General features: G+C 69.8%; 9 protein-coding genes. 3 read left to right on the top strand and 6 right to left on the bottom strand.

All coding sequences use genetic code 11. The features are described 5' to 3' along the window. Window positions 1-25 precede the first annotated feature (25 nt). Complete coding sequence (locus BLW75_RS08570; RefSeq protein ID WP_091597177.1) at window positions 26-1,060, bottom strand: FUSC family protein; 1,035 nt, start codon at window positions 1,058-1,060, stop codon at window positions 26-28. Further along, window positions 1,060-2,424, bottom strand: a complete 1,365-nt coding sequence (locus BLW75_RS08575; protein ID WP_034319732.1) for an aldehyde dehydrogenase family protein — start codon at window positions 2,422-2,424, stop codon at window positions 1,060-1,062. The genes BLW75_RS08570 and BLW75_RS08575 overlap by 1 nt, the downstream gene beginning before the upstream one ends. Window positions 2,425-2,532: 108 nt before the next feature. Here BLW75_RS08575 and BLW75_RS08580 point away from each other — a divergent pair, with 108 nt between their 5' ends. Genes BLW75_RS08580 through BLW75_RS08590 form a run of 3 tightly spaced genes read left to right on the top strand, consistent with a single transcriptional unit; the run spans window position 2,533 to window position 7,187 of the window. Beyond that, complete coding sequence (locus BLW75_RS08580) at window positions 2,533-4,638, top strand: catalase (protein ID WP_034319729.1); 2,106 nt, start codon at window positions 2,533-2,535, stop codon at window positions 4,636-4,638. Window positions 4,639-4,677: 39 nt separating this feature from the next. Beyond that, on the top strand, window positions 4,678-6,165 hold the full coding sequence (locus BLW75_RS08585; protein ID WP_034319725.1) for an HAD-IIIA family hydrolase: 1,488 nt from the start codon (window positions 4,678-4,680) through the stop codon (window positions 6,163-6,165). Continuing rightward, entirely contained in the window at window positions 6,162-7,187 is a 1,026-nt protein-coding gene (locus tag BLW75_RS08590; protein ID WP_034319721.1) for a glycosyltransferase family 9 protein, read from the top strand. The genes BLW75_RS08585 and BLW75_RS08590 overlap by 4 nt, the downstream gene beginning before the upstream one ends. Here the strand turns inward: BLW75_RS08590 and BLW75_RS08595 are convergent. From BLW75_RS08595 to ddaH, 4 genes are all read right to left on the bottom strand, one after another. Next, window positions 7,150-8,004: an SDR family oxidoreductase gene (locus BLW75_RS08595; protein WP_034319719.1), complete on the bottom strand. Its 855-nt coding sequence runs from the start codon at window positions 8,002-8,004 to the stop codon at window positions 7,150-7,152. The two genes, BLW75_RS08590 and BLW75_RS08595, sit on opposite strands and share 38 nt — an antisense overlap. Before the next feature lie 376 nt (window positions 8,005-8,380). Continuing rightward, a complete protein-coding gene (locus tag BLW75_RS08600) occupies window positions 8,381-9,394 on the bottom strand; it encodes a TauD/TfdA family dioxygenase (protein ID WP_034319716.1) in 1,014 nt (337 codons plus the stop codon). Beyond that, window positions 9,391-10,800, bottom strand: a complete 1,410-nt coding sequence (locus BLW75_RS08605; RefSeq protein WP_103746187.1) for a cation:proton antiporter — start codon at window positions 10,798-10,800, stop codon at window positions 9,391-9,393. Before BLW75_RS08605 ends, BLW75_RS08600 begins: the two co-directional genes overlap by 4 nt. Window positions 10,801-10,813: 13 nt before the next feature. Beyond that, entirely contained in the window at window positions 10,814-11,626 is an 813-nt protein-coding gene (ddaH, locus tag BLW75_RS08610; RefSeq protein ID WP_034319712.1) for a dimethylargininase, read from the bottom strand. Between the last annotated feature and the right edge of the window lie 44 nt (window positions 11,627-11,670).

Here is an 11,670-nt window from a genome sequence, read left to right on the forward strand (position 1 = left end):
TACGGTTACCCGCCGTCGCCCCGGCTTAATCGGCGCGGATCCGCTGGACGAGGCGGCGAGCGGGCAACGCCATCGCCCCCAGTCCGATCGAGGTGGCGATCTCGTCGGTGGGCGTGACGAGCAGGTGGTCGATCTCGTCGAGCAGCCTGCCGCACCGATCCAGTTCGTCCGCGTCGCCCGAACGGACGACCTCGGCGAGCGCTTCGAGCAGGTCACCGATCACCCCGCGCGCGTACTCGCCGGGATGCCTGAATGGCTGCTCGCTCCGGGCAGCCTCGTTCACGGCGTCGATCAGCTGGGCGAGCGGCTGCCACAGGGAGATGAGGTTCGACAAAGGTTCCTCGTGGATCTCACGCCGTCCGCGGAGATTCAGGTACCGGCCCTCCCGGGTCCAGCCGATCGCCTCTTCCGCCTCCGCGGCCAGGCTGCGGACGTCCTGCAGACGGCCGTCCAGTGCGTCGGTCGCCTCGCCACCGCGGACCACTTCCGCGGTCTCGTCGAGGAGGTCGGCGATCGCCCCGGCCAGCCGGGAGGTCGCCGCCCGCAGGCGTTCGCCGTGCAGCGGCGGCAGGATCACCGCGTTGAGCACCGCGCCGATCGCCGCGCCCAGCGCGGTCTCCAGCAGCCGGTCGGCGAGCAGGACGGGTTCGGTCGCGTTGCCGTAGGAGATCAGCAGCATGCCGGTGATCCCGACCCAGACCCCGGAATCGCCGAACCCCCGCCATGAGCCGATGAGCAATCCGACGAAGATGACCAGCCCGAGTGCCACCGTCACCGACGGGATGAGCTGACCGGCGCCCGCCGCGAGCAACACTCCCACGCTCACCGCGCCGACCTGCTGCGCCCAGCCGCACAGCGAGCGGTAAACGGTGGCCTGTACCAGGAACACCGCGGCGTACGGCGCGAGGAAGGGCTGCGGGAGCCGCAGCACCGACGTCGCGACGATCCACGCGATCACCGCCGCGGCCGTGGCCTTCGTGGTCTGGATGAGACTCCGGCGTTCCTCTCCCGGAACGCGGAACGCCCGGGCGGCCCAGGCGAACGGCGCCGTCCAGCGCATCACGGTCCCGGGGGTGCCAGGTGGACGACCTTCGTCTGGGTCATCTCGTCGAGCAGTTCGGGTCCATAGCCGTAACCGCTGCCGCTGGCACCCCGCGGCTGAGCGGCCCCCCCGGGCGCGCCGCCGAAGACGTTGTTGATCTTCACGGTCCCGACCGGGAGTTCGCGCCATGCCCGCTGCGCGTGCGCCATCGAGGAGGTCAGCACCGTGGCGGCGAGACCGTACTCGCCCTCGGCCGCCCGGCCGAGCGCCTGCTCGAAGTCCGCGACCACGCTCACCGGCGCGACCGGGCCGAACGTCTCCTCGCGGAGAATCCGCATCCCAGAGGTACATCCGGTGAGGACGGTCGCCGGGTAGAAGGCGCCGGGGCCGTCCGGCAGGACACCGCCGACGAGCGGATCGGCGCCCTGCGCGATCGCTTCCGCGACCTGGGCGTGCACCCCCTCGCGGTGGCGCCGGTCGACGAGCGGGGCCAGTCGGCGCCTGCCGGCTTCGGCGACCAGTGCGGTGAGGAAGGCATCCGCGACGTCCTGGTGCACCAGGATCCGTTCGACCGAGACACAGATCTGGCCGGAGTTGGCGAAGGCTCCGGTCGCCGCCTGCTCGGCCGCCCAGACCGGATCCACCCCGGCGTCGACGATGAGCGGATCGTTGCCGCCGTTCTCCAGCAACGCCTTGGCGCCGGTCCGCGCCGCGCTCGCCGCGATCGAACGACCCGCGACGGTACTGCCGACATGAGCGATGATGTCGACGTCCCGGTGGGCCGCGAGTTCGGCACCGACGCTCCCGTCGCCCTGCACGGTCTGCAGTACTCCCTCGGGAAGCGCCTCCGACAGCACGTTCCCCAGCCACGCGCCGGTGTGCGGGCAGCGTTCGCTCGGCTTGTGCACCACTGTGTTGCCCGTGACGACCGCGGCCCCCAGCAGCCCGCAGGCCACGGCGACGGGGTCGTTCCACGGCGTCAGCGCCACGACCACGCCCCGCGGTTCGGGCACCATCAGGTCGGTCGCCGACGGATCGCCCAGCAGGGACCGGCCGCGGTGCACCGGGCCCAGTTCGGCGTACTGCTCCAAGGTCCCGGCCCCGGCAAGGACACCTTCCTCGGCCTCGTCACGGGGCTTGCCGGTCTCGCTCTCGATGAGGACGGCGAGTTCACCCGCGCGCTCCCGGAGCGACCTGGCCGCGTCCTTCAGCGCGATCCCGCGTTCGGCCGCCGGCGTGGCGGCCCAGCCCGGTGCCCGCCGTTTCGCCGTGGCGATCGCCGTTTCGACGCCGTCGGGGGTCGCCGCCTTGACGCTGCCGACGAGCCTGTCGTCGGCGGGGTCGCGGATCTCCAGCACGACAGGCCGGTCCACCGTCGTCATTCGCACCTCCTCGAAGTTTCCCTGCGCGCCGGTTACCCGCTGTCGTTTTGCCGAAACAGTGCCGGGGTAGCCGCGAGGGAAGACCACCACCACGAAGGGGCGACACCAGTGGCACAGCATCGAGAAGACGCGAAAGACGAACAACTGGGCGGAAGTCGTGTGGATCCCGGACAATCGGCGCTGACCACGCAGCAGGGTGTTCGCGTCGACCACACGAACGACTCCCTGACCGCGGGAGTCCGGGGCCCGACACTGCTGGAGGACTTCCACGCCCGCGAGAAGATCACGCATTTCGACCACGAGCGGATCCCCGAACGGGTCGTGCACGCGCGCGGCGCGGGCGCCTACGGCTTCTTCGAGGCCTACGACGACGCGCTGGCCGACTACACGGTCGCGGAATTCCTCACCAGCGGCGAAAAGATCCCCGTGTTCGTGCGGTTCTCCACCGTCGCCGGTTCGCGCGGCTCGGCCGACACGGTCCGCGACGTCCGCGGCTTCGCGACGAAGTTCTACACCCGTCAGGGCAATTACGACCTCGTCGGCAACAACATGCCGGTGTTCTTCATCCAGGACGGCATCAAGTTCCCCGACTTCGTGCACGCGGTCAAACCCGAACCGCGCAACGAGATCCCGCAGGCCCAGTCGGCGCACGACACCTTCTGGGACTTCGTTTCGCTGCAACCGGAAAGCCTGCACATGGTGCTCTGGCTGATGTCCGATCGCGCGCTGCCGCGCAGCTACCGGATGATGCAGGGCTTCGGTGTCCACACGTTCCGGCTCGTGAACGCCGACGGCGAGGGCACCTTCGTGAAGTTCCACTGGAAACCCGTACTCGGCACGCATTCCCTGGTGTGGGACGAATGCCAGAAGATCGCCGGCAAGGACCCCGACTTCAACCGGCGCGACCTGTGGGACGCCATCGAGGCCGGGCAGTATCCGGAATGGGAGCTGGGCGTTCAGCTGGTGGCCGAGGACTCCGAGCACGACTTCGACTTCGATCTGCTGGACCCCACGAAGATCATCCCCGAGGAGCAGGTGCCGGTTCGGGCGGTCGGGCGGATGGTACTGGACCGCAACCCCGAGGACTTCTTCGCCGAGACCGAGCAGATCGCCTTCCACACCGCCAACGTGGTACCCGGCATCGACTTCACCAACGACCCGCTGCTGCAGGCACGGAACTTCTCGTACCTCGACACGCAGCTGATCCGGCTCGGCGGCCCCAACTTCTCCCAGCTCCCGGTGAACCGGCCGATCGCGCCGGTGCACACGAACCAGCGCGACGGGCACGGACAGCAGAACATCCACCAAGGACGGACGAGCTACTTCCCGAACTCGCTCGGCGGCGGCTGCCCGGCGATCGCCGATTCCGGCGTCTTCCGGCATTACACCGAAGCCGTGGCGGGCCACAAGATCCGGGAACGCAGCGAAAGCTTCAAAGACTTCTACAGTCAGGCGACGCTGTTCTGGAACAGCATGTCCCAGGTCGAACGCGAGCACATCGTCGCCGCGTTCCGGTTCGAACTGGGCAAGGTCGAGGACCGGGAGGTCCGGGCGCGGACCGTCGTCGAGCTCAACAACGTCGACCACGACCTCGCGGCCCGGGTGGCCGAGGGTATCGGGGTGACCGTGCCCGCCGCTCCCGCCACACCCCATCACGACCGCACGTCCCCCGCGCTTTCCCAGCTCAACCAGCCCTCGGTCGCCCCGACCGGCCGGAAGGTCGCGGTGCTCGCCGCCGACGGGGTGGACACGATCGGCGTCCGCCGCCTGGTCGAGGCGCTGACCGAGCAGGGCGCGATCGCCGAGGTCCTCGCGCCGACCGAGGCCGAGCTCCGGCCGGGGGGTGAAGGGGACCCGCTGCGGCCGGACAGGCAGCTCAACACCATGGCTTCCGTTCTCTACGACGCCGTCGCCGTCCCATGTGGCCCTAGCGCGATCACCGTCCTCGAACGCGACGGGTACGCCGTGCATTTCGTCGCCGAGGCGTACAAGCACGGCAAACCGGTGGCCGCCTTCGGTTCGGGTCTGGACCTGCTGCGCCGGGCCGGCGTGACCGCGAACCTGGCCGACGGCAGCGAAACCTTGATCGACCAGGGCGTGGTGACCACCACGGCGGCCGAGGCGACCCTGCCCGACGGCTTCTTCGCCGCGTTCCTCGCGCAGCTGGGCGAGCATCGCACCTGGACCAGGAAGACCGACGCGATCCCGGCCTGACCGGAGTTTGCGGCGGTGCCTCCCGGGTACCGGAAGAGGGTGAGCGACCTCGACTACACGATCGTGATTCCGACGACCGGCCGGGAGAACCTCCATACGCTCCTGGCCGGGATCGAAGCCGCCGGGGAACCCCGGCCCGCGCGGATCGTCGTCGCCGACGACCGGCCCGGTGGTGACGAACTGCGGCTTCCCCCGTCCAGTACGGAAATCGAAGTGGTCCGCTCCGGCGGACGCGGTCCCGCCGCCGCCCGTAACGCGGGCTGGCGGCGAGCCCGGACCGAGTGGATCGCCTTCCTCGACGACGACGTGGTGATCGGCTCGGACTGGCCGCGGAAACTCGCCGAAGACCTCCTCCCCCTCGGGCCGGAGACCGCGGCGTCGCAGGCACGGCTCGTCGTACCGCTGCCGCCGGACCGCCGCCCGACCGACGACGAACGAGGAACGGCCGGGCTGGAGACGGCCAAGTGGATCACGGCCGACATGGCTTACCGCCGGTCCGTGCTCACCGAGGTCGGCGGTTTCGACGAACGTTTCCCCCGCGCCTACCGGGAGGATTCCGATCTGGCCTTGCAGGTCGCCAAGGCGGGTTACCTCATCGCACGGGGTGACCGCGTCACCGTCCATCCGCCCAAACGGTCGGGTCCGCTGGCCAGCCTCCGCGCCCAGCGGGGCAACGCCGACGACGCGCTCATGCGGCACAAGCACGGGGTTCTCTGGCGACAGCAGACCGGGGCCGGACACGGACGGCTCGAACGGCACGCGCTGGCCACCGTCAGCGCGGCGGGCGCCGCGGCGTTGTTCGCCCTGGGGCGCCGTAAGGCCGCCACCGCGGCGGCCGGGGTGTGGGCGGGGCTGACCGCCGAGTTCGCCGCACGCCGGATCGCCCCGGGACCGCTCACTCCGGGCGAGGTGGCGCGGATGCTGCTGACCAGCGTCCTCATCCCGCCCGCGGCCTGCTATCACCGGCTGCGCGGGGAACTCCGGCACCGGCTGGCCCGGCGGCCGCAGGCCTTGCTGTTCGACCGTGACGACACCCTCATCGTCGACGTGCCCTACCTCGACGATCCCGACGGCGTCCGGCCCGTGCCCGGTGCCAAAGAACTCCTGCACGGCCTCCGGGCGGCGGGGATCAGGATCGGCGTGGTCAGCAACCAGTCCGGGGTGGCGAAAGGCCTGATCACCCCGGATCGGCTGGCCGCCGTGAACGCCCGCGTCGAACAGGTCCTCGGCCCGTTCGGCACCTGGCAGGTCTGCGTGCACGACGACGGTGACGGCTGCCCGTGCCGCAAACCCGCGCCGGGACTCGTGCGCCAGGCCGCGGAAGCGCTCGGAGTGGACGTCCGCCGGTGCGTGGTCATCGGCGACACCGGCGCCGACGTCGACGCCGCCCTCGCTGCCGGAGCCCGCGGGATCCTCATCCCGACGGCACGGACCCGGCCGGAGGAGATCGACCGCGCCCGTCGTCGGGCGACCGTCGCACGGGACCTCGCCGAAGCCGTGCATCTGGCCGTCGCGGGCAGCCGATGAACGTGCTGGTCGCGAGGATGGACAACCTCGGCGACGTCCTGCTCGCCGGCCCCTGTGTCCGCGCGGTCGCGGCCGGAGCGGACCGGGTGGTCCTGCTGACCGGGCCCCGGGGCCGCGCCGCGGGCGAACTGCTGCCCGGCGTGGACGAGGTCATCAGCTGGTGCGCACCGTGGATCGACCCCGAACCGCCACCGGTCACCCAGGAGGACACCGACGCGTTCGTCCGGCGCTTGCGCGAGTTCTCCTTCGACTCGGCCTTGATCTTGACGTCGTTCCACCAGTCCCCGCTCCCGCTGGCGCTGCTGCTGCGGATGGCGGGCGTGCCGTGGATCGGCGCGGTGTGCGAGGACTACCCCGGGTCGCTGCTGAATCTGCGGCATCACGTTCCCGGTGATCCGCCGGAGCCGGTCCGGATGCTCTCCCTTGCCGAGGAAGCGGGATTCTCGTTGCCGCCCGGCGACGACGGCGGTCTCGCCGTCCGCTGGCCCCTGCCGCCGGTGGAGGACCTGGTCGGCGACGAGGACTACGTGGTCGTCCATCCCGCCGCGTCGGTCCCGGCCAGGCAACCGTCCGCCGGACGGTCGGCTGCGATCGTGCGGGCGTTGCAGGCCGCCGGACGCCGGGTCGTCGTGACAGGCTCGCCGTCGGAAAGCGCTTTGACCAGGCAGGTCGCCGGAACCGCCCTCGATCTGGGTGGCCGGACGGGACTGTCCGAACTGGCGGCCGTGCTCGCGGCGGCGGACGTCGTGGTGGCGCCCAATACCGGCCCCGCCCACCTCGCGGCCGCCGTCGGGACGCCGGTCGTCTCGCTGTTCGCCCCTGTCGTGCCGGCGTCGCGGTGGGCACCGTACGGTGTGCCGTCCGAAGTTCTCGGCGACCAGCACGCGGCGTGCAAGGACAGCCGGGCCCGGGTCTGCCCCGTGCCCGGCCATCCGTGCCTGGACCGCCTCGCGCCCGACGCGGTCGTCGACGCCGTGGCGCGCCTCAGCCGGGTGTCGTCTCGCCGCCCAGCGCGGCGATGACCTCGCCGCTGTAGTACGACGAAAGCCGGTTGGACGCCAAGAAGACGTACGACGGCGCGAGGTCGTCGGGATGCGCCGCCCGCTCGAACGGCACCTGAAGACCGAACTTCTCCACCTTCTCGGGCGGGAAGGTCGACGGGATCAGCGGTGTCCACACCGGACCAGGCGCGACACAGTTGATCCTGACGCCGCGATCGGCCAGTGCCTGCGCCATCGCGTACGTCCAGGCGTGCACGGCACCCTTGGTCGCGGAGTAGTCGATGAGCGATTTGTTGCCGCGCAAGCCGTTCACCGAGCCGGTGTTGATGATGACCGAGCCCTCACCCAGATGGGGCAAGGCGGCGTTGGTCACCCGGAAGAAGCTGTGGATGTTCACGTCGAAGGTATGCGTCCACTGCTCGTCGGTGAGCTCCTCCGGGGACTCGACCGGCCACTGCGTGGCGACGTTGTTGACCAGGATGTCCAGGCCACCCAGGTCCTTCACAGTCCGGTCCACGATCTCCCGGCACTGCGCCGCCTCGGCGAGGTCGCCCGGCAGGAGGAGACACTCGCGCCCTTCAGCGCGTACGCGTTCCTCGGTGTACTTCGCGTCTTCGTGCTCGTTGAGGTAGGCGATCGCCACGTCGGCGCCTTCCTTCGCGAAGGCGATGGCGACCGCGCGGCCGATCCCGGAGTCACCGCCGGTGATCAGCGCGCGCTTGCCTGCCAGCAGCTCGCGGCCCTCGTAATCCTCCATGGAGTCACGAGGCGGCGGGTCCATCTTCGATGTCACGCCCGGTGGTTCCTGCTGCTGCGGCGGCCGTAACTTGTCTGCCATCGGTTCCCTCCCGTCGGGTGCTTTCGCCGACGGTTACCCGGCTGACCGCCTTCTCGAACATGCCCGGTCCCGGCCTCGGCATGGTCACCGGCCGACCACCCAGGCCGAGCGTTGCGAAAGCCACTTTCGCAACCTTCAACGTTGCGAAAGTGGCTTTCGCATCCCGCAGGGCCAAGCGCGGTTTCGCGTGACTGGACGGACGACACTCGTGATTGGACGGACGACACGCGTGTCCAGACGGACGACACGCGGCGGAGCCCGGCCCCGCGTCGTGTCGTCCCTCCAGTCACGCGTGTCGTCCATCGGATCACGCGTGTCGTCCGTCCAATCACACGTGTCGTCCGTCCAGGCACGGCGCGACCGCGGGCAGGAAGGCTCAGTGCACCCGCCGGTCCTCCGCCGTCCCCCGGTACCGGATCGTCCACAGGCTGCGGCGGATGTACGTCCGCTGCAACCACCGGTCCCGCCCGTTGTGCCGCGCGAAGAACTGCGACCGCGCGTGCAGGCCCTTCCGGTTGTTGATCAGCAGCGCCGTCCCCGGCTCCAGCTTGACCTGGTGCGCGACCTCGCGGCAGACCCGCTGCAGCTCCTCCAGCGCCTGTTCCGCCTCGACGGTCTCCCCCACCACACCGTTGGCCGAGATCGCCACTTCCGGGGACTCCGCCGGCCCGGAGATGACCGGCACGAGGTCGGAGAGCACGTCGGCGCCCTTGGCCACGTCACGCACATAGCTGCCGGGCGCGTTGAGCCGGAAAAGCGGGCGACGGAGGACGTCGAGCACCTCAGGATCCAGCGCGGCCGAGATGTCCCTGCCGTCGGCGTAGTAGGTGACGGCTTCCTTGTTCCCGTCCTGGCGGACGCAGTTCAGCACCAGGAAGTCCGGATTGGACACGTCGTAGCGGCCGACCTCGTCGTGCACGATGTCGTTGTGGAAGTTCAAGAACACGTGCGAGCTCTGATTCGTCTGGCTCCGCGCCCCCGCCGACACCGGGACGACGTCGTGCACGAGCCGCCCGCTCTTCTCCGTGGTGAACCCGACGGGCTCGCCGAGCAGCTGACTCAGTCCCAAAAGGACGGCTTCGGCGACGAACGTCTTCTTGTCCTTGCTGGGCTCCCCGTCGATCGGTGTCTCGGGGAGCTCCGCGTCCACCGGCAGGTTGCGCACGAGCGCGACGCCGGGGGTGTCGACATGTCTGCCGAAGTCCAGGATCGTCTGCAACTGGTCGATCGGCAGCTTCGAGAACGCGACCCGGAGCATCGCCAGCGAGCGGTCGATGTCGTCGACGGGGTTCGGGAAGGTCCGCAGCTCACTCCCGATGGTGTCCCGGACTTCGTCGTCGAGGACGACCTCGACGAAGGTGCTGACTAGGGTTTCCTGCTTGCTGGTCATGGTGTCCTATCCACTTTCCGCCGCCGCTGGACCGGCGGTCTCGTCTTGAACTTGGCGATGAGACTGAGTGCGGGGGCGGTCGCGATCGTCGACACGAGCGTCATGATCACGAGCATCGCGAACACCGCCGGGCTGATCACCTTCAACTGGAGGCCGACGTTGAGCACCACCAGTTCCGTCAGCCCCCGGCAGTTCATGAGCGCCCCGAGCGACAGTGATTCGCGCCAGCCGACCCCGGTCAGCCGGGCCGCCGTGGTGCTGCCCACCCATTTCCCGAACACCGCGACCGCCGTGATCACCGCGGTCCACAGCCACAGCGATCCGGAGCCGAGCAGGCTGAACTCGGTGTGCAGACCGGTGTAGGCGAAGAACAGCGGCAGCAGCAACGTCAGGGTCACGCTGCCGAGCTTCCCGGCGGCGCGGGTGACGACCGGATCGTTCCTCGGCGCGATCACCCCGAAGAGGAAGGCGCCGAAGATCGCGTGGATGCCGATCTCGTTGGTCGCCAGCGCCGACAGCATGATCCCGCCGAGCAGGATCGCGAGCACCGCCGACTCCGGCACCCGGGCGAGCGCCTTCGCCAGCAGTGGCCGCACGACGTAGAGCATGACCACGACGAACACCAGGGTCAGCCCGACGGTGAGGAAGACCTCGGACGGCGTCCCGCCCTGGCTGACGGCGACCACGACGGCCAGCAGGCACCACGCGGCGACGTCGTCGACGGCGGCACAGGTCAACGCCAGCGCCCCCAGCGGCGTCTTCGACAGGCCGCGGTCGGTCAGGATCCGCGCCAGCACCGGGAACGCCGTCACGCTCATGGAGACCGCGATGAACAGTCCGAAAGCGAGGAAGCCGACGTCACCGCCGAAGGTCGGGTACATGCCGAGCGCGAGCACGATGCCGCAGATCATCGGCAACGCGATGCTGACCTGGCTGACCGTCACGGCGGTGAAGCCGCGCTCGCGCACCGCGCCGAGATCGATCTCCGAACCGACCAGGTACATGAAGAAGATCAGGCCCAGCTGCGAAAGGATGTTGATCGCCGTGACCACCCCGCCGGGGAACAGCCAGCCGAACGCGCCGGGCCAGACGAGCCCGAACAGCGACGGCCCCAGCAGGATGCCGGCGACGATCTCGCCGATCACCGCGGGCTGGCCGAGCCGCCGGGCCAGGACGCCCGCGAGGTAGCAGGCGCCCAGGATCACCGGCAGCGCGACCAGCAGGCGCGCGTAGGTGTCGGGCCCGCCGCCGGCGGCCTTGGCGCCCGTGCTCGCGACAGGTGTGTAGGCCGACCCCAGGCCGAGCACCACGACGACGACCACCGCCGGAACCGCGACCAACGCCGTCCCGACGACGATCCGGCGCAGCGTGGTGCGCCGCTCCCGGTCCCGCACAGCCGAATCCATCGAGTTTCTCTCCCTAACCGGCACGCAGTTCCAGCGTGCAGCATTTGACACTGCCGCCCGCCTTGAGCAATTCGGACAGGTCGGCACCGATCGGTTCGAAGCCGTGTTCCCGCAGCTGCGCGGTCAGCTCGGTGGCCGCCTGTGGCAGTACGACGTGCTTGCCGTCGGAGACGGCGTTGAGCCCGAACACGGCGGCGTCGCTCTCGGAGGCCAGGATCGCGTCGGGATACAGCTCCTTCAGCAGCAGAAGGCTTTCCTCGGAGAACGCGCCCGGGTAGTACATGACCGTGTCCTCGTCGAGGACCGCGAGCGCCGTGTCTAGGTGGTAGTACCGTGGGTCGATCAGCGTCAACCTGGTCACCGGACGGCCGAAGAACTCGCGCGATTCGTTGTGCGCCTCCGGGTTCGTGCGGAACCCGGTCCCGGCGAGGATCGTCTTCCCGGCGACGAGATAGTCGCCCTCCCCCTCGTTGACCCACTGCGCCTGCCGCACGTAGCGATATCCGTTGCCCCGGAACCACTTGAGATACGCGTCGGACTCGCCCGCCCGCTGCACGTGGTGGAAGCGCGCCACGAGTACCTGCCCGTCGACCACGGTGGCGCCGTTGGCCGCGAACACCATGTCGGGCAGGCCGGGGAGTGGTTCGAGCAGCTCGACACGATGCCCCAGGTCGACGTACAGGTCGCGCAGCCATTCCCACTGCGCGATGGCCAGCTCGGTGTCCGTCGGTTTCTTCGGGTCCATCCAGGGATTGATCGAGTACTCGACGTCGAAATACGTCGGCCTGACCATCAGGTAGTGCCGTTGGGTGGCAGTCCGTGACACGCTTCCTCCACGCGGTTTTGGGCGTCCTCCGCCACCGGGCCCTG

The sequence above is a fragment of the Amycolatopsis lurida genome, assembly GCF_900105055.1.
In the GTDB taxonomy this organism is placed as follows: domain Bacteria; phylum Actinomycetota; class Actinomycetes; order Mycobacteriales; family Pseudonocardiaceae; genus Amycolatopsis; species Amycolatopsis lurida.

Bases quoted from the DNA above. Each gene is read 5' to 3' on its own strand.
- BLW75_RS08570 (WP_091597177.1), bottom strand. From the start codon at position 1,060: ATGCGCTGGACGGCGCCGTTCGCCTGGGCCGCCCGGGCGTTCCGCGTT.
- BLW75_RS08575 (WP_034319732.1), bottom strand. From the start codon at position 2,424: ATGACGACGGTGGACCGGCCTGTCGTGCTGGAGATCCGCGACCCCGCC.
- BLW75_RS08590 (WP_034319721.1), top strand. From the start codon at position 6,162: ATGAACGTGCTGGTCGCGAGGATGGACAACCTCGGCGACGTCCTGCTC.
- BLW75_RS08595 (WP_034319719.1), bottom strand. From the start codon at position 8,004: ATGGCAGACAAGTTACGGCCGCCGCAGCAGCAGGAACCACCGGGCGTG.
- BLW75_RS08600 (WP_034319716.1), bottom strand. From the start codon at position 9,394: ATGACCAGCAAGCAGGAAACCCTAGTCAGCACCTTCGTCGAGGTCGTC.
- BLW75_RS08605 (WP_103746187.1), bottom strand. From the start codon at position 10,800: ATGGATTCGGCTGTGCGGGACCGGGAGCGGCGCACCACGCTGCGCCGG.